Origin of the sequence: Caballeronia sp. BR00000012568055, from assembly GCF_029439455.1 — a bacterium.
Classification (GTDB): Bacteria; Pseudomonadota; Gammaproteobacteria; order Burkholderiales; family Burkholderiaceae; genus Caballeronia.
On record NZ_JAQFVG010000299.1, the window covers coordinates 26171 to 50362 of the forward strand.

20 protein-coding genes are annotated in these 24192 nt (G+C 62.1%); 14 read left to right on the forward strand and 6 right to left on the reverse strand.

Translation table 11 applies throughout. The annotated features are described in order from the left end of the window. Both P7F28_RS18895 and P7F28_RS18900 read left to right on the forward strand, forming a co-directional pair. Positions 1 to 906, forward strand: coding sequence for a LysR family transcriptional regulator (locus P7F28_RS18895; RefSeq protein WP_277186115.1), 906 nt, complete (start codon positions 1 to 3; stop codon positions 904 to 906). Between the two features lie 232 nt (positions 907 to 1138). Next, a complete protein-coding gene (locus tag P7F28_RS18900) occupies positions 1139 to 1570 on the forward strand; it encodes a hypothetical protein (protein ID WP_277186116.1) in 432 nt (143 codons plus the stop codon). A gap of 43 nt (positions 1571 to 1613) precedes the next feature. Here the strand turns inward: P7F28_RS18900 and lolA are convergent, their stop codons facing one another. After that, on the reverse strand, positions 1614 to 2279 hold the full coding sequence (lolA, locus tag P7F28_RS18905; protein ID WP_277186117.1) for an outer membrane lipoprotein chaperone LolA: 666 nt from the start codon (positions 2277 to 2279) through the stop codon (positions 1614 to 1616). Positions 2280 to 2314: 35 nt separating this feature from the next. Then, entirely contained in the window at positions 2315 to 4627 is a 2313-nt protein-coding gene (locus P7F28_RS18910) for a DNA translocase FtsK (protein ID WP_277186118.1), read from the reverse strand. Positions 4628 to 4959: 332 nt separating this feature from the next. On the opposite strand from P7F28_RS18910, the gene trxB reads away from it, so the two are divergent. The 5 genes from trxB (at position 4960) to P7F28_RS18935 (ending at position 8701) form a co-directional block, all read left to right on the forward strand. Further along, a complete protein-coding gene (gene trxB, locus P7F28_RS18915; protein WP_277186119.1) occupies positions 4960 to 5961 on the forward strand; it encodes a thioredoxin-disulfide reductase in 1002 nt (333 codons plus the stop codon). 148 nt (positions 5962 to 6109) lie between these two features. Then, positions 6110 to 6895 (forward strand): Smr/MutS family protein, encoded by a 786-nt coding sequence (locus tag P7F28_RS18920; protein WP_277186120.1) that lies wholly within the window; start codon positions 6110 to 6112, stop codon positions 6893 to 6895. 2 nt (positions 6896 to 6897) lie between these two features. Next, complete coding sequence (locus P7F28_RS18925) at positions 6898 to 7518, forward strand: trimeric intracellular cation channel family protein (RefSeq protein WP_277186121.1); 621 nt, start codon at positions 6898 to 6900, stop codon at positions 7516 to 7518. Positions 7519 to 7662: 144 nt separating this feature from the next. Further along, positions 7663 to 8316, forward strand: coding sequence for a protein-L-isoaspartate O-methyltransferase (locus tag P7F28_RS18930; protein WP_277186122.1), 654 nt, complete (start codon positions 7663 to 7665; stop codon positions 8314 to 8316). 61 nt (positions 8317 to 8377) lie between these two features. Further along, entirely contained in the window at positions 8378 to 8701 is a 324-nt protein-coding gene (locus P7F28_RS18935; RefSeq protein ID WP_277186123.1) for a rhodanese-like domain-containing protein, read from the forward strand. 74 nt (positions 8702 to 8775) lie between these two features. Here the strand turns inward: P7F28_RS18935 and P7F28_RS18940 are convergent, their stop codons facing one another. From P7F28_RS18940 to hemC, 3 genes are read right to left on the reverse strand one after another with little or no spacing between them, the layout of a single operon-like run. After that, a complete protein-coding gene (locus P7F28_RS18940) occupies positions 8776 to 9969 on the reverse strand; it encodes a heme biosynthesis protein HemY (protein WP_277186145.1) in 1194 nt (397 codons plus the stop codon). Then, on the reverse strand, positions 9969 to 11984 hold the full coding sequence (gene hemDX, locus P7F28_RS18945) for a fused uroporphyrinogen-III synthase HemD/membrane protein HemX (RefSeq protein WP_277186124.1): 2016 nt from the start codon (positions 11982 to 11984) through the stop codon (positions 9969 to 9971). The genes P7F28_RS18940 and hemDX overlap by 1 nt, the downstream gene beginning before the upstream one ends. Continuing rightward, positions 11984 to 12985 carry a hydroxymethylbilane synthase gene (gene hemC, locus P7F28_RS18950; RefSeq protein ID WP_277186146.1) on the reverse strand — a complete coding sequence of 334 codons (1002 nt, stop codon included), beginning with the start codon at positions 12983 to 12985 and terminating at the stop codon, positions 11984 to 11986. The genes hemDX and hemC overlap by 1 nt, the downstream gene beginning before the upstream one ends. Positions 12986 to 13287: 302 nt before the next feature. Between hemC and ppc the strand changes: the two genes are divergently transcribed. After that, positions 13288 to 16299, forward strand: a complete 3012-nt coding sequence (gene ppc / locus P7F28_RS18955; protein ID WP_277186125.1) for a phosphoenolpyruvate carboxylase — start codon at positions 13288 to 13290, stop codon at positions 16297 to 16299. A gap of 33 nt (positions 16300 to 16332) precedes the next feature. On the opposite strand, the gene P7F28_RS18960 is transcribed toward ppc, so the two are convergent. Then, the gene (locus P7F28_RS18960; RefSeq protein WP_277186126.1) at positions 16333 to 17097 is read right to left on the reverse strand and encodes a class I SAM-dependent methyltransferase; all 765 of its coding nucleotides are present in this window, start codon (positions 17095 to 17097) and stop codon (positions 16333 to 16335) included. A 115-nt stretch (positions 17098 to 17212) separates the two neighbouring features. Here P7F28_RS18960 and P7F28_RS18965 point away from each other — a divergent pair, with 115 nt between their 5' ends. The 6 genes from P7F28_RS18965 (at position 17213) to P7F28_RS18990 (ending at position 24190) form a co-directional block, all read left to right on the forward strand. Beyond that, on the forward strand, positions 17213 to 18013 hold the full coding sequence (locus P7F28_RS18965) for a helix-turn-helix transcriptional regulator (protein ID WP_277186127.1): 801 nt from the start codon (positions 17213 to 17215) through the stop codon (positions 18011 to 18013). A 65-nt stretch (positions 18014 to 18078) separates the two neighbouring features. After that, positions 18079 to 19485, forward strand: coding sequence for an argininosuccinate lyase (argH, locus tag P7F28_RS18970; RefSeq protein WP_277186128.1), 1407 nt, complete (start codon positions 18079 to 18081; stop codon positions 19483 to 19485). 207 nt (positions 19486 to 19692) lie between these two features. Then, positions 19693 to 20007 carry a hypothetical protein gene (locus P7F28_RS18975; RefSeq protein WP_277186129.1) on the forward strand — a complete coding sequence of 105 codons (315 nt, stop codon included), beginning with the start codon at positions 19693 to 19695 and terminating at the stop codon, positions 20005 to 20007. Positions 20008 to 20292: 285 nt separating this feature from the next. Next, positions 20293 to 22443 (forward strand): glycosyl hydrolase family 18 protein, encoded by a 2151-nt coding sequence (locus P7F28_RS18980; protein ID WP_277186130.1) that lies wholly within the window; start codon positions 20293 to 20295, stop codon positions 22441 to 22443. Positions 22444 to 22526: 83 nt separating this feature from the next. Then, positions 22527 to 22988, forward strand: coding sequence for a type II secretion system major pseudopilin GspG (gene gspG / locus P7F28_RS18985; protein ID WP_277186131.1), 462 nt, complete (start codon positions 22527 to 22529; stop codon positions 22986 to 22988). A gap of 17 nt (positions 22989 to 23005) precedes the next feature. Next, on the forward strand, positions 23006 to 24190 hold the full coding sequence (locus tag P7F28_RS18990) for a type II secretion system F family protein (RefSeq protein ID WP_277186132.1): 1185 nt from the start codon (positions 23006 to 23008) through the stop codon (positions 24188 to 24190). The last annotated feature ends 2 nt before the right edge of the window (positions 24191 to 24192 follow it).

Genomic DNA, 24192 nt, shown 5'->3' on the forward strand with positions numbered 1-24192 from the left:
ATGTTCGCCAACCTCTCCGATCTGGACCTGCGCCTGATCCGCGTGTTCCTCGCCATCGTCGATGCAGGCGGCGTCTCGTCCGCGCAGGCCACGCTGAACGTCGGCCAATCGACCATCAGCACGCAACTGGCGACACTCGAAACGCGCCTCGGCTATCGGCTCTGCGAGCGAGGACGCGGCGGCTTCGCACTCACCTCACGTGGCGAGCAATTCGTCGATGCCTGCCGCACCCTGCTCACCGCCGTCGATACCTTCGATTCCACCGCGCGCAATGTCGGCAAGAAACTGGTCGGAACGCTGACGCTGGGCATCATCGGCAATACGCCGGTGAGTGCGAATGCGCGCATCAGCGAGGCGATCGCGCGCTTTCGCGAACGCGACGAATCCGTGCGATTTTCGGTGCTCGTGCGCTCGCCGGGTGAACTCGAAGAAATGCTGCTCGCCGACCGCATTCAGATGGCGATCGGTTACTTCTGGCATCGGGTTCCATCGCTCGATTACGCGGAAATCTTCAGCGAGGATCAGCTTGCGTATTGCGCGCGCATGCATCCTTTATTCGCGTATTCAGGCCGCGTGACCATGCAAGACGCCGATGAACACGCGTGGGCATGGCGCAGCTATCCGCTGCCCGAAGCCGCCGCGCTTGCGCCGCGAAATATCGGCGCGGTTGCCGACAACATGGAAGCCGTCGCCATGCTCGTGCTTTCCGGCAAGCATCTCGGCTATCTGCCGGAACATTTCGCCGCGCCGTACGTGAAGGACGGATTACTCGCGCCATTGAACGCTCAAACCATGCGATACCGCGTGGCGTTCCAGATGGTCACGCGCGCACGTGCAACGCGCCGCGACATAGTCGATGCGTTCGTTGACGACATGGTTTCAGCACACGGCATTTCGAATGCTTAAAGGCAAGATAATCAGGATACCGAATGCCTGAAAGCCAGCACTGACGAGCCTTTTCGGGATCATCCCAAAAAATCTTTGCATCATTCCTCAGACTTCTCCTATCATCATCTGACGGCGAATCGCGCTCGCTTAAGACAGCCGCTCGACAGCCGCTCGACAGCCGCTCGACGGCCGATCGATCGTGATTGCGTCACTCGTATCGCCAATAAAAAACCTTTGACCGAGGGCAACGATGATGAATAGAACATTGAGAGAAGCAGGCTGGTTTGCGGGGATCGCGGTGTCGGTGGCCGCAGCGGGTGTGTGCGTGTCGGCGATGGCATGGGCCGCGCCGGGCGGAACGATCTACTTTCAGGGCATGTTGCTCGCGCCGTCGTATTCGATCAGCGCGATGTCCGGGCGCGCGGGTTCGAAGGACACGAACTTCGAGACGGAAGGCTCGGCCGGCGCTGACGGGCAAATGACCGTATCGTTCGTTGCGCCGCCAGCGAATCCGCCGAGCGCGCATGTGTCGGCGCTCAACGCCACGAACGTCAGCTTGATGGATGGCCACGGCAAGCGCATCGCGCATGATGCGAATGGGGCGTATCGCATTGGCGCGGCGGGCGGCGTGTTGTCGATAAAAAGCGAGAAAGCGGCGACGATCGTCACCACGTACGACTGAAACGCGGCGCGGCCTTCAGCGGAAGACCGCACCGGATAGAGCATTACCCGTCGATCACGTCCGCGCCCTTCGGCACGGTGAACTTGAACGTGTTCGCGTTGATCGGCGGGTTCTTCTGGATATTCGAGAACGTCAGCAGCGTGACATTGCCGAAAACATCGTGCAATTCCATCGCCTGCAAAATGCCATCCTTGAAGCCGATGCCCACGGTTTCGAACTGCGTATCCTTCGACTTGGGCGTCAGTTCCAGCCAGTCGATGCCGCCCTTCTCGCCCGCATCGCGCAGATTGAAGTTCTTGTCCAGATCGTTGCTGCCGAACAGGATCGCGGCCGGACTTGCGCCGAGCGAGCCGCCCAGATTGCGCACGGTGACTTGATTCAGGTCCTTGTCGTACACGTAGAGCTTGTTGCCATCGGCTTGAAGGATTTGCGCGTAGGGCTTCTCATACGACCAGATGAACTTGCCCGGCCGCGCGAACATGAACGTGCCCGTGGACGTTGCGCCTTTGGTTGGCGTGGCGGACGTGGCCGTGGCGCTCGCGCCGTTGTTGGCCTTGCTGGGCGCCTTGATTTCCTGCTGCATAAAGTCGCCGCGCGCCGCGTGAACCTGCGACACAAACGCCTTCAATTGATCCGTGCCGCCTGCAAATGCGTGCGATGCAACCAGCAGCATAGACAGCAGCAGTGTTTTCCCCGTGACTCGTTTCATGCGTGTGTTCCTCTCGTTCCTTGCGTAATGCTCATTCATTCGGCGTCGCGCGCCGGCGAGAGAATCTCGCGATTGCCGTTCGACGACATCGCCGACACCAGCCCCGAATTCTCCATCTGTTCCAGCAGCCGCGCCGCCCGGTTATAACCGATGCGCAAGTGCCGCTGCACCAGCGAAATCGACGCGCGCTTGTTCTTGATGACGATCTCGACCGCCTGATCGTACAAAGGATCGGACTCGCCATCGGCCGCGCCGGTTCCGCCTGCGCCGCCTTCATCGCCCTCGCCCGTCACGCCGCCTTCGAGAATGCCTTCGATGTAATTCGGCTCGCCCTGCTCCTTGAGCTTGTCGACCACGCGATGCACTTCTTCATCCGATACAAACGCGCCGTGCACGCGCACCGGCAGACCCGAACCCGGCGGCAAATACAGCATATCGCCCATGCCGAGCAGCGATTCCGCGCCCTGCTGATCGAGAATCGTGCGCGAATCGATCTTCGACGACACCTGAAACGCCATCCGCGTCGGCACGTTGGCTTTGATGAGGCCGGTAATCACATCGACGGAAGGCCGCTGCGTTGCCAGAATCAAGTGGATGCCCGCCGCGCGCGCCTTCTGCGCAATCCGCGCGATCAGCTCTTCGACCTTCTTGCCGACCACCATCATCAGATCGGCCAGTTCGTCGATCACCACGACGATATTCGGCAGACGCGTCAGCGGTTCCGGCTCGTCCGGCGTCAGGCTGAACGGATTCGGGATCTTCTCGTCACGCTTCTTCGCTTCGTCGATCTTGGTGTTGAAGCTGGCGAGATTGCGCACGCCCATCTTGCTCATCAGCTTGTAGCGGCGCTCCATTTCGGCGACCGCCCAGTTGAGCGCGTGGCCGGCTTGCCGCATATCCGTCACGACCGGGCAGAGCAGATGCGGAATGCCTTCGTAGACGCTCATTTCGAGCATCTTCGGATCGATCAGAATCAGCCGCACCTGATCCGCGCTCGCCTTGTAGAGCAGCGAGAGAATCATCGCGTTGATACCGACGGATTTGCCCGAGCCGGTCGTGCCCGCGACCAGCAAGTGCGGCATCTTGGCGAGATCGGCACAGACCGGATTGCCGCCGATATCCTTGCCCAGTCCCATCGTCAGCGGCGATGCGCCGTTCGCGTACACCTCGGAGCCGAGAATTTCAGAGAGCTTGACCGTCTGCCGGCGCTGATTCGGCAATTCGAGCGCCATGTAGTTCTTGCCCGGAATCGTTTCGACCACGCGCACGGACACCAGCGACAGCGAACGCGCCAGATCCTTCGCCAGACCGACGATCTGACTGCCCTTCACGCCCGTCGCCGGTTCGATTTCATAGCGCGTGACCACCGGCCCCGGATACGCCGCGACCACGCTCACTTCCACGCCAAAGTCCTTCAGCTTCTTTTCGATCAGACGCGAGGTGTATTCGAGCGTATCGGCCGCGATGGTTTCCTGCGTCTTCGGCGGCGGATCGAGCAACGCGAGCGGCGGCAAGGTGGAATCGCCCGGCAGGTCCTTGAACAGCGGCACCTGCTTTTCCTTTTCGGCGCGTTCGGAACGCGCGGGCGTGGCGACCGGCGGCACGATCATCACCGGTTCGTGGTCCTCGGTCTTCGCGCGCGAACGCACGACCTTGCCTTCCCGTTTCGATGCCGCTTCTTCGCCCATCTTTCGATCACGTCCCGCTTCACGGCGCAATTGCGCGCCAGTGATCGTGTTCATGATGCCGTCGCCGACTTTTTCGCACACGGACAGCCACGAGAAGCGGAAATACAGCGACAAGCCGATACCCAGCACGATCAGCAGAAACAGCGTCGCGCCGGTGAACCCGAGCGCATGCGACACATGACGCGCGACGATATCGCCAACCACGCCGCCCGGCGCGCGCGGCAACGGCAGCTTGAGCGACCACATGCGCAGCGCTTCGATGCCGTCGCTGGCGAGCAGCACGAGCACGAAGGCAAACGCTTCGGCAAGCCAGGTGCGATCCTTCGGCGCGTTTTCATCGCGCGGTGCCGCAGGCAACGTAATCCGCCGATAGTTGGAAATAATCCGCCGCCCGAGCAGCACGATCAGCCAGTACGACGAGAGGCCGAACACGAGCAGCAGGATATCGGACGTGTAAGCGCCAAAGCGCCCTGCCCAGTTGGAGATGTGATCGACGCTTACCGCATGCGTCCAGCTCGGATCTTTTCGGCTGTACGACAGCAGCGCCATGACGAGAAACAGTCCGAGCGCGACCTGGAGAATCCAGCGAATCTCGGTGAAGAGCCGCGACATGCGGTGCGGCAGCGCCTGCGGGCTCGCGGAATAAGTAGCTTTGGCCATTGATTCGATGTCGCTTTTCTGAGGCTGGCGCGTGTTGCGCGGCCTGTAGAACGCCTTTTGAACGGTGACCTATTGTAAACGCTGCATTGCGGGGAAAGGCGCAAAAACCGGGCGCTTCTTGCAACCTGTAACACTCGTCACGCGCGGGTCACGGCGTCGATTGTTGCCCCTTCACCTATCAAACCGATTGAAAGGATCACTCGGGAAGCCTTTTGCGACGGCCTTTATAATCGATGCTTTGCATCCAACTAAGGTTGGTCGGAAGCGCGCGACGTCTTTTCTGGCGTCGATCTTGCTGCCTCCGACGAGACCCACGACCACGGACCATCATCATGAGCAACACCGCGCACAAACACGCCAAAGTGCTGATTCTCGGTTCCGGCCCTGCCGGCTACTCCGCTGCCGTCTACGCCGCGCGCGCGAATCTCTCGCCGCTGCTGATCACCGGCCTCGCGCAAGGCGGCCAGTTGATGACCACCACCGACGTCGAAAACTGGCCGGGCGATCCGTCCGGCGTGCAAGGCCCGGAACTCATGCAGCGTCTCGAAGAGCACGCGCGCGCGTTCAACACGGATATCGTGTTCGATCATATTCACACGGCCAAGCTGACCGAACGCCCGTTCCGCCTGATCGGCGATTCGGGCGAATACACCTGCGACGCGCTCATCATCGCGACGGGTGCGTCGGCGCAATATCTGGGCATGCCTTCGGAAGAAGCGTTCATGGGCAAGGGCGTGTCCGCCTGCGCCACCTGCGATGGCTTCTTCTATCGTAATGGCGAAGTCGCGGTGATCGGCGGCGGCAATACGGCGGTGGAAGAAGCGCTGTACCTCGCGGGTATCGCAAAAAAAGTGACGGTGATTCACCGTCGCGACAAGTTCCGCGCCGAGCCTATCCTGATCGACCGTCTGCTGGCGAAAGAGAAGGAAGGCGTGGTCGAAATCAAGTGGGATCATGTGCTCGATGAAGTCACCGGCGACGATACCGGCGTGACCGGCCTGCGCGTCAAGCACACCAAGACCGGCGCGACCACGGACGTGGCGCTGCAAGGCGTGTTCGTGGCGATCGGCCACAAGCCGAACACCGATCTGTTTGCCGGCCAGGTGGAAATGAAGGGCGGCTACATCATCACCAAGGGCGGTACGACGGGCGATGCAACCTCCACCAGCATCGCGGGCGTGTTCGCGGCGGGCGATGTGCAGGATCACGTGTATCGTCAGGCGATCACCAGCGCCGGCACGGGCTGCATGGCCGCGCTCGATGCACAGCGTTATCTGGAAAGCATCCATGAAACCTCGACGCCGCATTCGATGAGCCACGAAGCGGATCGCTGATTTCATCTGCTTGAGCGACGTGAGCGGCTAGAATGAGAGCCGCCTGGCGTGTAAAAGAACGGGCCACGGCTTGACGCCATCGGCCCGTTTTTGTTTGTGCATGCGCCATCGGACGTTCCACTTTCTCGACTCCTGAGCTGGCCGAACGATGCCGAAGAACCACCCTCATCCGAACGAACCGAAGCCGCGTCGCGTCAGTGCGCCGCGTGAAGCCGTCGCGCCCGCGCCCGAACCCGCCAATCTCGCCGATGCGGTCAAACGCGAAGGCTTCGCGGGCCTCGCATCGCTGAAAAGCGCCTTGAAAGCCGATGCCGCCAAACGCGAAGTCCAGCGCGTCGCCGCTGCGCGCGCCGAACGCGAAGCCGCCACCGATGCCAACGAGTTCCGTCACGCCATCGGCGAAGTCGAGCCGCTGAAGACGCCGCCGCGTTCGACCATCGCGCGCACACCGCCTCCGCCAATCCCGCTGCAAAGCATGCTCGACGAAGAAGCCGTGCTCCACGAAGCACTCTCCGACGAATACGATCCCGAAAGCCTGCTCGATATCGACGAAACGTTGTCCTTCTGTCGCCCCGGCGTCAGTCAGGAAGTGGTGAGAAAGCTGCGGCGCGGCGCGTGGATCGTGCAGGCGCAGCTCGATCTGCACGGCATGCGACGCGAAGAAGCGCGTGACGCGATGGCGGAATTTATCCGCGAGGCGGTGAAACGCGGGCTGCGCTGTCTGCGCGTGATCCATGGCAAGGGACTCGGTTCCATCGGAAAAGAACCCGTGCTCAAAGGCAAGGTGCGCGCGTGGCTGGTGCAGAAACAGGAAGTGATCGCGTTCTGTCAGGCGCGGCCCAACGACGGCGGCGCGGGCGCGGTGCTCGTGCTCTTGCAGCCGGGCGGTGCAACGCGGCATCATAACCACCCGCAAGACCATCCCGCCCGCTGAACGTGCATCCCAGACTCACCCTCGCCATTTCCATCATGGAGGCGCTCGCGATCTTCGCGTACGCCTTCTCCGGCCTGATCGAAGCGCGCAAGCGCCGGCTCGATTCGGTCGGCGCGTTTTTCGTCGCTTTGGTGACCGCGTTCGGCGGCGGCACGGTGCGCGATGTGTTGCTGTCGCGGCGGCCGTTTTACTGGGTGATTCATCAGGATTACGTGCTCGTCGTTTTTGCAATGGCGATTTTCGCGCCGTATTTCCTGCGCGTGACCTCGCGCCTGTTCGATCAGCGCGCCCTCCTCATTACCGATGCCATCGGCCTCGGACTGTTCAGCGTATCGGGCACCTCCATCGCGCTCGATGCGCAAATGCCCGCCTTCACCGCCACGATGATGGGCGTGGTCACTGGCGTATTCGGCGGCATCATCCGTGACGTGCTGTGCAATGAAATCCCGCTGATTCTCCGCGATTCGCGGCCCTACGCGGTCTGCGCCTTCGCGGGCTGCTGGATCTATCTCGGCCTTTCCGAACTCGACGTCGATACCATCTACAACGTGCTGATTTCGACCGCTTTTATCCTGATCGCGCGGCTTATCACGTTTAAGTTCGATATTCGCCTGCCGCATTGACACACGGCATCGCAGCGGCACAAGCACGGCACGAAACGGGCGGGAAAACCCCTCTTTTTGCTACAATCCAGAAGTTTCCCAGCCCCGCTCAGGCCGCATCCGAGCGCCGCCGGTTCCCCTACGCAAATAGCACGCACACAGAACATGAACTTCGAGCAAGCGCGTTTCAACATGATCGAGCAACAGATTCGTCCGTGGGAAGTGCTGGACCAGGACGTGCTCAATCTGCTGTCTATCGTCAAGCGCGAGAACTTCGTTCCCGCGGCCTATCGCAACATCGCTTTCGCGGACCTCGAAATTCCGCTGCCCGGCGGCGAGCGCATGCTCGCGCCGCGCGTCGAAGCACGCGTGCTGCAAGAGCTGGCCGTTCACAAGGGCGAAACGGTGCTGGAAATCGGCGCGGGTTCGGGATACATGGCAGCGCTTTTGGCGCATCGCGGACGCAGCGTGACGACGGTGGAAATCTCGCCGGAACTGGCCGCGCTGGCAAAGCAGAATCTGGCCGCGAACGGCGTGACCAACGCGGAAGTGATCGAAGGCGACGGCGCACGCGGCTGGACCGACGGCGCGCCCTACGACGTAATCTGCGTATCGGGCGGTCTGCCGGTGATGCCGCAGGAATTTCTGGAGCAGTTGAAGGTGGGCGGCCGGATCGCGGCGTTCGTGGGTTCCGCGCCGGTCATGAAGGCGCAGATCATTACGCGCGTCGATGAAAAGCAGTTCCGCGTGTCGGATATCTTCGAAACGCTGGTTGCGCCGCTGAAGAACGCGGTGCATCCGTCGCTCTTCAAGTTCTGAATTTTTCTTCTTTCAACGCCGGGTCAGTTCCAACTCACCCGGCGTTTTGCTTTTATCGCTCATGAAAAATCTCACCGCACCCGAACTCGCCGCGTGGCTCGCCGACGCCTCGCGCCCCGCTCCCGTTCTGCTCGACGTGCGCGAGCCGTGGGAATTGCAGACGGCGAAGATGGACAATATCGTTTCGATCCCGATGCGCGATATCCCCGCCCGCAGCGAAGAACTGGAAGACGATGCGGCGATCGTCTGCATCTGCCATCACGGCGCGCGCAGTGCGAATGTGGGCATGTTTCTGGAGTCGCGTGGATTCACGAACGTGTTCAATCTGTACGGCGGGATCGATGCGTGGTCCAAACAAGTTGATCCGGGCGTGCCGACTTACTGATCGCTTGCATCGCTGAAAAAACGAAAGGCCGCATTTTTTCAAATGCGGCCTTTCTGTTTGAAGCGCGATAAAAATCAAACCACGTTCATCGCCAGCGCGCTCGCGCGGTAATGTTCTGCAGCCTTATCCGCCTCGCCGATCTGCTCGAACAAACGCGCCAACGCGCGATGCGTGCGAATCTTCAACGGCTCGTTATCGGCAAGCTTCAGCGCCCGCTCGAGGAACGCCTGCGCCTTGCCCCACAACTGCTGATGCAGGCACAAACGCCCGAGCGTGAACAGCAAATCGGCGTCCTCGGTGCGTTCCTTCTGCCAGGCTTCGGCGCGTTGAATCAGCGGAAACGCATCGCCACCGACGATGCAATCCGGATAGCGCCGCAACAGCCGCGCATCCCAATTCTGCGCCAGCGCATCTTCGACGATCTTCTTCGCTTCCGCGCGACGATCGAGCGCGATTAACAACTCCGCAGCCAAATCAGCCAGACGCGGCGACTGCCGCTCAGCGGGCGATAGCGACTGCCACAGCTCCATCAACGCATCCGGATTGTGGCGACGATCGCGCAGCAAATTCTCCGCCGCAACCTGCCGCAAGCGCACCGCAACGGCCGGATGCAGCGCCTCGCGCTTTTCCAGCATGCGCACGAGCTTGAGCACTTCGCTCCAGTTCTTCAACTGCTGCTGCGCGCGCAACGCGATCTGCTGCGCGTGAATGCGCTTGCCGCCGGTCGCCTGCATTTCCGTCAGCGCGATCAGCGCGCCATCCGCGTCGCGGCCATCGGCGCGCATATCGGCGGTGGCCATCAGGCGCGCGTCCTGCCAGTCCGCGCCCGACACCTGCGCGAGCCATTCGTCACGCCGCGCATATTCGTGCAGCCGATGCGCCGCACTCGCGCCCACGAGACTGGCCGCGCCTTTGTTGTTATCGACGGAAAGCGCGTCGCGGGCGGATTTCTCCGCCTTCGAGAAACGCCCCGCATACAGATGGCCGATGGCATCGCGCAATGAGCCGTTCGCCTTGCTCTGCTTGCTGCGCGCCCGATACGCCGACACGCGCGACGGCATCGCCCAGACGCTGCGCGCGGCGCGAATCAAGCCATAGAGCACGATGAACAACACGACGAGCGCCACCACGAACAGATTCAGCGACACGTCCACACGATACGGCGGCATCACGAGCAGAACCTGCCCGTCGTTGAAGCCGCCGACCGTCGCCACGATCACCGCGACGGCGAACAGCAGCGCCAGCCAGATGAGTCCACGAATCGTCATCATCCGCCTCGCTTGAACTGATGCACGGCGGCGAGGCTCGCGTTCAGATTCGGCAACGCGACCGCGAGCGACGCATCATCGACCTGTTTGACGAGATCGCGCGCGGCCTGAACCTTCTTCGACGATGGATCGAAGTAGCGCGCCAACGCGGCATCCGCGGCGTGAAGATCGGACTTGAGCGTGGGTTCGCTGCGCGACAGCAACGAAAGACGCGCCGACAACAAACGCAGCTTCACGTTTTCGCGCACGAAATAGCCCTGATCGGGCGATGTCAGCATCGCATCTGCGTTGTCGATACGCCGCACCGACACGAGACTCGACAACTGCTGCCCGATGCCCGCCGTAATCTGCTGCCACAGCACCTTCCAGCGCGGCATGCCCGTCGCCGCCGCGATCGATGCGCTGTCCGCCGGTTCGGCCGCCTGCGCACGCGCATGCGCGATCGGCGCTTCGCCCGCGAGCGGCAACTGATCGATCTGATCGATGGCGGTATCGAGCTTGATGGCCAGACCCGTGAGATCCGTGCTCGGCGTGGACTTGAGCTTGTCCATATCCTGCGCGATGGCCTTTCGGATCACCACGACCTGCGGGCCGTTGGTGGCCGCGAGCCGTTCGTCGGCGCTTTGCAGCGCGAACAGCGCAAGCTGAACGTTGCCCGTCAACTGAAGCTGCTGGCTCGCGCTCGACAGAATCTGCTCGACTTCAGCCACGGTCCAGTCGTCGCGATTGCTCGCCAAATCCTGATACTGCTGCTGCAAAGCCTGGCTATGCGCTTCGGCATCGGCGAGTTTGCCTTGTAGCTGGATAAGCTGCGTGTTGAGCGCCGCCGTGGCGCTCGCGGACTGATCGGCTTTGGCGCGCAACTCGGCGTCCTGCGCCTCGTTTTGCTGCACCTGCTGCGCGATTTGCGCGTTATTGCGCTCGAACTTGCGGTTCAGCACGAAGGCGCCCGCGCCCGCCGCAACGGCGAGAATGACGACCACTAACCACAACAGCGCGATACCCGCGCCGCCGCGCCGCTTCTGCTGCTCGAAAGGCGTGAACGGCGTGTTCGGCGGCAGGGGCGGTGTCACGTTCGGCTGAGGTGAATCTTTTTTGGAATCGTTCGAATCAGTCATGCGTGATTGAGCCGGTGATGGAGCCGGTTGGTGAATCGTGGAAGAGTCCGGATTCGGTTCGGATGCTCGCGGGAAAAGCGCATCGATCGACTGAACGATGCGCTCGTCGCCCGCGCCGGACACCGTCATCCTATCAAAACCCGTCTGGCGCGCGGCTTCCGCGATGCGCGGATGCGGGCAGACCAGCGGCGCGCGTTTGAGGCGCGCGATTTCGTCGTCGGTGAGATGCTCGCGCGCGAGTTCGTCGAGATTGCGCACGCCTTCGGAACTGGTCAGCAGCCACGCGTGCGGCTCGCCCGTCAGCAGCGTGTGGATGCGCTCCCACTTTTGCATCGACGGTTCGGGAAGTACGCGCCGATACGCCGCGACTTTTTCGACCTGCGCGCCCGCTTCCGTCAGACGTTCGGCGAGCCATTCGCGCCCGCCATCGCCGCGCACGATCAGCACGCGTTTGCCTTCGAGTCCGTTCTCACCGAATTCGGCTTCGATCGCGGTGTAGAGCGCTTCGGAATCGAAACGCGGATCGGCATGTTCGGCCGACGGACTGATCACGCGATGCCCCGGCGCGCTCAAGCCTTGTCGCGCGAGCGCCGCCACGCTGCCGGGACCGACGACCGCCACCGGTACATCAGCGGGCCACGGCCCATGCAGACGGCTGAACGCATGATCGACCGCATTCGGCGACACGAACACGACCAGCGCGTAGCGCTGCGGTCCGTAAAGCTCGTCGAGCGCGGCGCGCAAGGGCGCTTCATCTGCGACGGGCGCGATATCGATCAGCGGAAACTCGAGCGTGTCGAAGCCTGCATCGCTCAATTGCGCGATGAGCGCAGACGATGCAGACAATTGCCCGCCCGGACGCGTGACGATGACGGTAGCGCGGCGCTCGCTCGCCATCAGGAGTCACGCTCCGATGAAGGCGGCGTATTCGGTCCGCTCGATGTCGTCAGCGCGTTGACGATGTCCATCGCGCCTTGCGCTTCCAGATCGGACGAAACGCGCTGGCCTAACGCAAGCGCCGCCGCCAGATCCGGCGATTGCACCGATTCTTCCGCGCGCAACACGCGCTTGCCATCGGGCATCGCGACCGCGCCACGCAGATGCAACGCATCGCCGTTCCACTGCGCGAACGCGGCGAGCGGCACTTCGCAGCTTCCGCCCAACGCACGCGATACCGCGCGCTCCGCTTCTACCGCCAGCGCGGTTTTATCGTCGTGCAGCGGCTTGAGCCATGCAGCCAGATCTTCGCGATCCGCACGAATCTCGATGCCCAACGCGCCCTGCCCCGCCGCCGGCAAACTCTGCGACGGATCGAGCACGGCGCGAATGCGATGCTCCATCCCGAGCCGCTTCAAGCCCGCCGACGCAAGAATGATCGCCGCATAATCGCCGCGATCCAGCTTGCCCAGACGCGTGTCCAGATTGCCGCGCAACGGCCGCACTTCCAGATGCGGATAGCGCATGCGGATCATCGCTTCGCGGCGCAGACTCGACGTGCCGACCACGCTCCCCGCCGGCAACGCATCCAGCGATTCATAGTGCGGCGACACGAACGCATCGCACGGATCTTCGCGCTCGAGAATGGCGCCGAGCGTGAAGCCATCGGGCAGTCGCATCGGCACATCCTTGAGCGAATGCACGGCGAGATCGGCGCGGCCTTCGGCAAGCGCGGCTTCGAGTTCCTTCACGAAAAGGCCCTTGCCGCCGACCTTCGATAAGGTGCGATCGAGAATCTGATCGCCGCGCGTCGTCATTCCGAGGATTTTCACGTCGCAACGTGGATATAATTTGTGCAGCGCACACCGCACATGCTCGGCTTGCCACATTGCCAGGCGACTTTCACGCGAAGCAATGACGAGCGTGTCGGGCGGTGTCGTGGAATGCATTCCGGAATTCATTGATGCCATTGAAGCTCGATCGGATGACGGGATGGAATAACGAACAATGGTAGCACGCACGCCACGGTCCAATTGCGGGCTCGCGGCGCTCAAAGCCTTGTCTGATACGCCTTTCGGCGTGCGCCGGACGTCCTTCACGGGACCTTCGGCGGCTTTTGCATGCCGAGCCGCCGAATGCGTTGCGCACGTCCGTTCGCGCCGTATCGTCCTTGCAGACCTGGCCTTTGCCGCGCCGCACGTCCGTTTTTGTCGATGTACCTTGCGACTGTTCCTTGGTGACGCTGCTTCACAGGAGAACCCACGTGACGTCTTCCGCACCGGCTCGCTCAGCGCGCCGCCTTGCCGCATCGACCGAATCACTCCCTGACGCGCCGGTGGAGGCGTTGTCTTCATCCGACGCCGCCGCTTCCGTCAGCATCGGCAAGAAGAAATCCAAAGCGAAAAAGGCTGTCAATGGCACGGCCATTGAGACGCCCGAGCGCGCCAGGTCCGCCAACCGCGCGCGCGACGATAAAGACCGCCCGCTGTTCGAAGATATTCGCTATCTCGGCCGCCTGCTGGGCGACGTGCTGCGCGAACAGGAAGGCGACGCTGTTTTCGATGTGGTCGAAGCCATTCGTCAGACGGCCGTGAAATTCCGCCGTGAGGACGATAACGAGGCATCGCAGGCGTTGGAGAAAAAGCTGCGCGCGTTGTCGCCGGAGCAAACCGTCTCTGTCGTACGCGCGTTCAGTTATTTCTCGCATCTGGCGAATATCGCGGAAGACCGCCATCACAATCGACGCCGCCGCATTCACGCGCTGGCCGGTTCCGCGCCGCAGCGGGGCACGATCATCAACGCGATCGAGCGCATGCGCGAGCAGTCGAACGTCAGCAAGACACGCAAGCAGCTGGAAAAATTTTTCGGCGATGCGCTCATCATGCCGGTGCTCACCGCGCATCCGACCGAAGTCTCGCGCAAGAGCATTCTCGACGCGCAAAACGATATCGCCCGCTTGCTGGCCGAGCGCGATCAGGAACTGACCACGCGCGAACGTGCGCAGAACGAAGCGGTGCTGCGCGCGCGTGTGACGTCGCTGTGGCAGACGCGCATGCTGCGCGAAACGCGCCTGACTGTCGCCGATGAAATCGAGAACGCGCTTTCGTACTATCGCGTGACCTTTCTCGAAGAGATTCCCGCGCTTTATGCCGATATCGAAGCGGCGCTCGCCGAACATGGTCTGCCCGCGCGTCTGCCGGCGTTTCTGCAAATGGGAAGCTGGATCGGCGGGGACCGCGATGGCAATCCGAATGTCACGGGGCCGACGCTTGAAGCCGCCATCACGCGTCAGGCCACGGTGATCTTCGAGCACTATCTGGAACAGGTGCACAAGCTGGGCGCGGAATTGTCCGTGTCCAATCTGCTGGCCGGATCGAGCGATGCGCTGAAAGCATTGGCCGATGCCTCGCCGGATCAGTCGCCGCATCGCACGGACGAGCCGTATCGGCGGGCGTTGATCGGCATTTATACGCGGCTGGCGGCGAGCGCGCGCGTGCGGCTGGGCGAAGGCGTCGTGTCCGTGCGCAGCGCGGGCCGCGGTGCCGCACCGATCCGCGCGACGCCCTACGCCGATGCAGCAGATTTCACCCGCGATCTGCGCGTGCTCACCGATTCGCTCGCCGAACATCACGGCGCGTCCATGTCGATGCTGCGTCTGTCGCCGTTGGTGCGGGCATCGGAAGTGTTCGGCTTTCATCTGGCGAGCATCGACTTGCGGCAAAGCTCGGATATTCACGAGGCCGTAATCAGCGAACTGTTCTCGCGGGCGGGCGTCGTGGCGGATTACGCGGCGCTGTCGGAAGAAGAAAAGCGCAAGGTGCTGCTGAAAGAACTGGCGCAGCCGCGTCCGCTGCGTCTGCCTTACGTCGAATATTCGGAGCTTGCCAAAAGCGAACTCGGCGTGCTGGAAGAAGCGCGCATCACGCGTGAAAAGTACGGCACGCGCGCTGTGCGCAACTACATCATCTCGCACACGGAAACCGTCAGCGACTTGCTGGAAGTGATGCTGTTGCAGAAGGAAACCGGCGTGCTGCGCGGCTATCTCGGCAGCAAGACCGATTCCCCGCGCGATGGCGTGATGGTGATTCCGCTGTTCGAAACCATCGCCGATTTGCGTAACGCGCCGGTCATCATGGGCGAGTTCTTCAAGTTGCCGGGCATCGACAAGCTGATCGCGAATCAGGGCAACGAGCAGGAAGTCATGCTCGGCTATTCGGACAGCAACAAGGACGGCGGTTTCCTGACATCGAACTGGGAGTTGTATCGCGCGGAACTGGCGCTGGTCGCGCTGTTCAAGCAACGCGGCACGACGCTGCGTCTGTTCCACGGACGCGGCGGCACGGTCGGTCGCGGCGGTGGCCCGACGTATCAGGCAATCTTGTCGCAACCGCCCGGCACGGTCGATGGCCAAATCCGTCTCACCGAACAAGGCGAAGTGATTTCGAGCAAGTTCGGCAATCCGGAAATCGGCCGACGCAATCTGGAAACGGTCGTCGCAGCAACGCTCGAAGCCACGCTGATGCCGCACGAAAACGCGCCCGCCGACTTGCCGAAGTTCGAAGCCGCGATGCAAACGCTGTCCGATTCCGCGATGGCCGCGTATCGCGCGCTGGTCTACGAAACACCCGGCTTCACCGACTACTTCTTCTCATCGACGCCGATTGCGGAGATCGCGGAGTTGAATATCGGCAGCCGGCCGGCATCGCGTAAATTGCAGGACCCGAAGCAACGCAAGATCGAAGATTTGCGGGCGATTCCGTGGGGCTTTTCGTGGGGCCAATGCCGTCTCCTGCTGACGGGCTGGTATGGCTTCGGCAGCGCCGTGACCGCCTATCTCGACCACGCCGGTTCGGATGCAGAACGCGCCAAGCGTCTCAACGCGCTGCGCAAGATGCACAAGACGTGGCCGTTCTTCAAGAACCTGCTGTCGAATATGGACATGGTGTTGGCGAAGACCGATCTCGCGGTGGCATCGCGTTATGCGGCGCTGGTCACCGACAAGAAGCTGCGCAAGACCGTGTTCGATCGCATCGTCGCGGAGCATGAGCGGACCTCAGCAGTGCTGGCGGAAATCACCGGCAAAAGCGAGCGTCTCGCCGATAACCCGCTGCTCGCGCGTTCGATCAAGAACCGCTTCCCGTATCTCGATCCGCTCAATCACTTGCAGGTCGAGCTGCTGAAGCGGCATCGCGCGGGCGATCAGAATGTGCGTCTGCGGCGCGGCATTCACTTGACGATCAACGGGATAGCGGCGGGATTGCGCAATACGGGCTGATCGTCTTCTAGCTGCCTGAGAACGAAGCGGTGCTTAATCCCGCCGCTTCGCTTCGATCATCATCGCGTCCAGCTCGAAGGAAAAGTCCGGCTGGACCGCGAAATACTGCCGCACTTCATCCGGCGCGCGTTCCCACATCGATCGAATCGCCGTTACGCGTTCGGGCGGCGTGCGCATGCGCGTCACCCATGCATCGAATTCCAGCGGAATGCGCCAGCGCTCGGTGATCTGCGCATCGAAACCCGCGGCATCGAACATGGCGATCCATTCATCCGGGCGATAGTCGCGAATATGCGAGGCATCGCGCAGCAATTCGATCGCCTGAATATGCACGTCGTAAAGCGGATCGTCGATACCCGCGATATCGATAAATTTCACGCGCCCACCCGGCTTCAATACGCGATGCACTTCGCGCAAGGCGGCAGGCACATCGCGCCAGTGGTGCGCGCTCATCCGGCTGATCGCCCAGTTGAACGATGTATCGTCGAACGGCAGCGTTTCGGCCGCGCCCTGCTGCGTGCGGATCGATGTGAGGCCGCGCTCGCGGGCGGCGGTATCGACCGTTTCGAGCATTTGCGGCGCGATGTCGTAGGCCACCACTTCTTTCACATGCGGCGCGGCCGCGAAGCTCGCGTGGCCCGCGCCGCAGCCCATATCCAGCACGAGCGCGTTGCCGCAGGTCGCGGCGAAGGTCGCCGAGAGGTTCTGCAAATCCGCGCCGCTCGCGTGGACGGCGCTGGTGAGATACGCGGCGGCGGTCGAGCCGAACGCATCGGCGACCTGATCGTGGTGTTTCATCGTTCACTCCGTTCTTCGTTTGTGGGGAAGCGTCCCGCTACAATAGAGCCCGCTTTGTACCAGTACAAGCTGACAGTTTATGCTGGTATCCGAACCACTAGCCGATGCCGCTCGCATGCCCACATCCAATAAGAACGCCTCCGAAACGCCCGAGCACGCGCTCGGCGAATTCATCCGCGCGCATCGCGAAAGGCTGTCGCCGCAAGCGGTCGGTCTCGCGCCCGGTCCGCGCCGCCGCACGCCGGGTTTGCGGCGCGAAGAAGTCGCGCAGTTGTGCGGCGTCAGTCCGACCTGGTACACGTGGATCGAACAGGGACGCCCCGTCTCCGCTTCCGCCGATGCCCTCGCGCGGATCGCGGTGGCGCTGCAACTGTCGCGCGCCGAGCGGGCGTATCTGTTCGAACTCGCCGCTCAGCGCGATCCCGCCGAGCCCGATCCCGCATCGCAGGATGCGCCCGCTGCGCTGCTGCAAACCGTCGGTTTGATCGACGCGCCCGCGTACGTGCTCGATCGCCAGTGGAACGCGCTGCGCTGGAACGCGCCCGCAACGGACTTGTTTGTCGGCTGGCTGGACGGCACGCACGACCGCAACCTGCTCACCTACACCTTCACCTCGCCCGATGCCCGCGCATTGATTGCGGACTGGGAAACGCGCGCGCGCCGCCTGGCCGCCGAATTCCGCGCCGATTCGATCCGCCATCTGAACGATGCCCCGATGCGCGCGCTCATCGACAACCTAAGCGCCGCCAGCGATGCCTTCGCCCGCTTCTGGGCCTCGCAGGACGTGTTCGAGCGCGAAGGCGGCGAGCGCGCGTTCGAGCATCCGTCGCGCGGGCGCGTGGTGTTCAATCAAATCACGTTCAAGCCCGCGCATCGGGAGGATTTGAAGCTGGTGATTCTGGTCGGGTCCGATTAGTGTCGAATGTTAAAATTTTGGACTTCCCAGAAGCACAAACCGCACAAACCCGCTGAGAAAACACCATGACGTCCCAACTTCACAAAAAAGGCGAAGCCTGGTCGGCTCGCTTCTCCGAACCGATGTCGGAACTCGTCAAGCGCTACACGTCGTCGGTGTTCTTCGACAAGCGGCTGGCGCTGGTCGATATTCAAGGCTCGCTCGCGCACGCGTCCATGCTCGCGGCCCAGAAAATCATTTCCGCCGATGACCTCGCGGCCATCGAAGGCGGCATGGCGCAGATCAAGGGCGAAATCGAGCGCGGCGAGTTCGAATGGAAGCTGGACCTGGAAGACGTGCATCTGAATATCGAAGCGCGTTTGACGGCTTTGATCGGCGATGCAGGCAAGCGTCTGCATACCGGCCGCTCGCGCAACGATCAGGTCGCCACCGATATCCGCCTGTGGCTGCGCGGCGAGATCGATCGTATTGGCGACTTGCTGAAGGACTTGCGTCTCGCGCTGATCGACATGGCCGAGAAGAACGCCGACACGATCATGCCCGGCTTCACGCATTTGCAGGTCGCGCAGCCGGTGACGTTCGGCCATCACCTGCTCGCCTACGTCGAAATGTTTTCGCGCGACGCCGAACGCATGGTCGATGCACGCAAGCGCGTGAATCGACTGCCGCTGGGCGCGGCGGCGCTCGCGGGCACCAGCTATCCGATCGATCGTCACGCGGTCGCCAAGACGCTCGGCTTCGACGGCATCTGCGCCAATTCGCTCGATGCCGTGTCCGACCGCGACTTCGCAATCGAATTCACCGCGGCGGCCGCGCTCGTCATGACGCACGTGTCGCGCTTCTCGGAAGAACTCGTGTTGTGGATGAGCCCGCGCGTCGGTTTCATCGACCTGGCGGATCGTTTCTGCACGGGTTCATCGATCATGCCGCAGAAGAAGAATCCCGACGTGCCCGAACTCGCGCGTGGCAAGACCGGCCGCGTGAATGGTCACTTGATGGCGCTGCTCACGCTGATGAAAGGCCAGCCGCTCGCATACAACAAGGACAATCAGGAAGACAAAGAACCCCTGTTCGATACCGTCGATACGGTGGCCGATACGCTGCGCATTTTCGCGGAGATGGCGGCGGGCATCACGGTCAAGGCGGACAATATGCGCGCGGCCGCCTTGCAGGGTTTTTCGACCGCAACCGATCTCGCGGACTATCTCGTCAAGCGCGGCCTGCCCTTCCGCGACGCGCACGAAGCCGTCGCGCACGCGGTGCGTATTTGTGAAGTTCGCGGCTGCGATATCGCGGATTTGTCGCTCGAGGAGATGAAGCAGGAATTGCCGAACGTCGCGCATCTGATCGGCGAGGACGTGTTCGGGTATCTGACGCTGGAAGGGTCGGTGGCGAGCCGGAATCATCCGGGCGGCACCGCGCCGGACCAGGTTCGCGCGGCGGCGAAAGCGGCGCGTGCGGCATTGAGCTGAAACGCATTCTCGCGTTGATCAGAAATCGAAACGGACCTTTGCGAAGGTCCGTTTTTTATGGCGCGTTTTATGGCGCAAATCCATCACCGTCTTGAAATGCGAAACAGCTTATTCAAATAAATCACATCGCGATTGAGACTTTGCTCATCGCCGGTATCGCGGTACGGATTCATGATGGCGTGTTCCGATTTACCGTCCAGCGCCAAAATGAAAACCCGCACACTCAAACACGCCGCCGTCACTGCAATACTGGTCGCGGAAGCCTTCGTCGCATCCGGTGAATCGTCAGCGACTGGCAGAACGTCGCAAATGCAGATTTCTTTGACTATAGAAAATACCTGCGCGCTCGATACTCACTCGTTTCCACCGAATCTGAATCGCGATCCGACACGCCGCGTCAGCGTCGAATGCACCACGGTCGCGACGCCCTACGACATCACGCTCGATGCGCGCGACATCCCCAGCCTCATCGTTCCCGCCGATAGCGTGCTGGGCGTGGCGACCGTTACCGTCGTCTTCTGACGGGTCATGATTTAGGAACTATTGCATTTCGTTCGATACGGCCGATTCACATTTACCACTGCGATTGATCAAATCAAAATGCCGCGTGGATTTCGAAATCGGAAATATAAAATATCGCTTTAATAGGAAACCTAATATTCGATTTAAGTCTTGCGCCGCCCATTGGCCTGGGCTATCTATATATTCGCAAGACCGTCGATGCGACTCGCTTCGGATTATCGACCGGCGCTGAAAATACAAGGAAGCGAAACAAACCATACGTATCAAGCGAAGGAGTCCATTGTCATGAATCGCCTTTGTAAGCAGTCCAAAGCCACTACTCTGATCTTGGCGCTTCTCGCCGCTTACTCCATTAGCGCGATCGGCGCCGAATGGCAGGAAGGCCAGACTTATTCGGCGGGCACGCAAGTGACCTATCAGGGTCACACATATCAGGCGCTGCAGACGCATACCGCTTATCCGGGCGCGGGATGGACGCCGTCCAACACGCCGACCCTGTGGAAGGATCTGGGCGCAAGCGGCGGAACGCCGACGCCGGCTCCTTCGCCGACACCTACGCCGACGCCAACTCCCACGCCAACACCGACACCCACGCCGACGCCGACGCCAACTCCGTCTCCGACGGCATGTTTCTCGGCATGGTCGAGTTCGCAGGTCTATGCGAACACCGGCAGCAAGGTGACGTACAACGGCCGCAACTATCAGAACAAGTGGTGGACTCAGGGCGATAACCCGGCGTCATCGGGACAATACGGCGTGTGGCAAGACATCGGCGCATGCTCGGGCACGCCGACGCCTGCTCCAACACCGACGCCTACGCCTACGCCAACTCCGACACCGACTCCAATGCCGGTGCCGACGCCGACGCCGACACCGACCCCAACTCCGGTGCCGACACCGACGCCAACACCAACGCCGACGCCAACACCAACTCCGGTGCCAACACCAACTCCGACACCGACTCCAGTACCGGTCCCGGTGCCAACACCGACGCCAACGCCTACTCCGACGCCAACACCCACACCTACGCCAACGCCAACGCCGACGCCAACCCCGACGCCCACACCAACGCCCGCCCCCAGCCCCTCAGGCGGTGACATCACCGGGCGTGAAGTCGGCGGTTACTTCGCGCAGTGGGGCATCTACGATCGCAACTACAAGGTCAAGGACGTCGATACCACGGGCGCGGCCAAGGCGATGACCTTCATCAACTACGCGTTCGGCAACATCTACCAGAAGAACGGCGGCTACGAGTGCGGCATCATCACCAAGGCCGAACCGGGCGCAACCGATCCGAACGCGGCCGATGCAGGAACCGGCGGCGACGGCTGGGCGGATTACCAGAAGAACTTCAGCGCGAACGAATCGGTCAACGGGAAAGGTGACACCTGGGACTTCCCATCGAACGATCCTCGCTACAACAGTGGCAAGGTCGGTCCGCTGAAAGGCAACTTCAACCAGCTCAAGCAGTTGAAAGCCAAGTATCCGAACCTGAAGATCATCATCTCGCTGGGCGGCTGGACCTGGTCGAAGTGGTTCGGCAAAGCCGCCGCCACCGATGCGCTGCGCAAGCAACTCGTGACGTCGTGCATCAACGTCTATATCAAGGGCAATATTCCGTTCGATGCCGGTTCGAACGCCGGTGGCGACGGCATGGCCGCGGACGTGTTCGATGGTATCGACATCGACTGGGAATTCCCCGGCGGCGGCGGCCAGCCGTACAACACCATCGACCCGAACGACAAGAAGAACTACACGCTGCTGCTCGCCGAGTTCCGCAAGCAACTCGACGCGATGGGCTCGCAAGGCGGCAAGCACTATTACCTGACGGTGGCCATCGGTGCGGGCGGCGACAAGATCGCCATGACGGAACCGGCGGAGTACAGCAAGTCGCTCGACTGGATCAACATCATGTCCTACGACTTCCACGGCGGCTGGGAAGCCACCGGGCCGACCGACTTCCAGGCGCCGCTTTATAACGATCCCGACAGCCCGAACAGCAAGGCGGGCGGCTACGGGCCGACCTACAACATCGACGGCGCGGTGAAGGCGCTGCTCGCCGCCGGTGCGCCCGCCAACAAGCTGGTGGTCGGCATCCCGATCTACGGACGCGGCTGGACCGGCGTCGCCGCCGGAACGAAGGGCGACGGCCTGTTCCAGAAGGCCACCAGTCCCGCGCCCGGCAAATACGAATCCGGCATTCAGGACTACAAGCTCCTCAAGAGCGCTGCCGGCACGGTGTATGAAAGCTCCGTCGCGAAGACGGCCTACAAGTACGACGGCAAGGTCTGGTGGTCTTACGACACCCCCAACACCGTGAAACTCAAGACCGACTACATCAAGGCGCAAAGCCTGCGCGGCGGCTTCGCCTGGGAATTGGATGGCGACGGCCCCAACGCGGAGTTGATGAAAGTGCTAAGTGACGGACTGAAGTAAAGGCGCGACGGCCGCGCGGCTCGCCCGGCAGTCTGCGAGCCGGCCGCGCGCATGCAGAGGCAAGCGAATCAGCGGGGGCAGTCATGCACGGACGATTGACCGTTCTGAACGGAACGCTGGCGAGACGCGATATCGGCCTGCGCCGGCGTGGTTTCACCTTGCTCGAATTGCTGGTGGTGCTGCTGATCATCGCGCTGCTGGCGGGTTATGTCGGCCCGAAGCTGTTCGGTGAAGTGGGCAAGGCGCGCAGCAAAACGGCGGCATCGCAGATGAAGGGTATCGAGAGCGCGCTGGATCGATACCGGCTCGACACCGGCCATTTCCCCACTACCGAAGCCGGTCTCGCCGCACTGACGACCAACGTCGGCAATGCGTCCGGCTGGGATGGTCCCTACATGAGCACCGCCGTCCCCAACGATCCGTGGGGCAAGCCGTATGTTTACCGCGCCCCCGGCGAAAACGGCAAGGACTACGATCTGATGACCTATGGCGCGGACGGCAAGCCCGGGGGAAGCGGCGAGGACGCGGATATCGTGGCTCCATGACCGTCGCGGCGGCCGCCATGCGATATCGCGTCCGGGTCCAATCCGACGGCGGTCCACAGGAACTCGAACTGGATGCCGCCGACGAGACTCAGCTCCGTCAAAGCGTGACGGCGATGGGTTTATCGCTGATCGAGGCATCGCCCGTCGAAAAAAAGAAGCTGGCGTTGTCGTTCAAAAAGCCGGTATTCGAGCGCGCGCTGTTCACGCAGGAATTGATCGCGCTGCTCGAAGCGGGCCTGAGTCTGGTCGAAACGGTGGAAACCCTGCGCGATAAAAGCAAGGAAGGGCTCAACCGCACCGTGCTGCAGCAGATCGTGTCCGCGCTGTACGAAGGCGAGCCGCTTTCGCGCGCGCTCGAACGTCAGCCCGATCACTTTCCGCCGCTGTATGTTGCGACCGTCGCATCGGCCGAGCAGACCGGCCATCTGGCCGAGGCGCTCAAACGCTATCACCACTACGACGCGCGGCTCGCGGCGGTGCGCAAGAAAGTGGTGGCGTCGATGGTCTATCCGTGCATCGTGATTGCAGTGGGCGCGTCGATCATTCTGTTCATGGCGTTCTACGTGATTCCGAAGTTCAGCCAGGTGTTCGCGACCATGAAAGAGATGCCCGTCACCGTCAAGCTGATGCTGATCTGGGGCAACCTCGTCGCGGCGCACGGCGGCGTGATCCTCGCGGCCGTGCTGGCGTCGATCGTCGGCGCGGGGCTGTCGCTGAGAAGCGCGAAGGTGCGCGCGACGCTGTTCGGCGCGTTTCTGCGTCTGCCGAAGCTCGCGGGATATCAGCGGCTGTTCGCGCTGACACGCTTTTATCGCACGCTCGGCTTGCTGCTGGCGGGCGGTATGTCGATGGTGACATCGCTCGAACTGGCCGCGCAGATTCTGCCCTCGCAATTGCAAAGCGCGCTGGCGCAGGCGCTCGATGAAATCCGCGCCGGCAAGCCGCTGTCGGGCGCGCTGCCCGCCGCCAATCTGACCACGCCGGTGGCCGAACGGCTGATTCGCGTGGGCGAGCAAAGCGGCGAACTCGCCGGCATGGTGACGCGCTCCGCCGAGTTCTGCGACGAAGAACTGGATCGCGCCATCGACACCTTGATGCGCGTGGTCGAGCCGGTGCTGATGCTGGTGGTCGGCGGCATCGTCGGGACGATCATTTTTCTGCTGTACATGCCGATCTTTCAGCTCGCCGGAAGCGTGGGGTGACA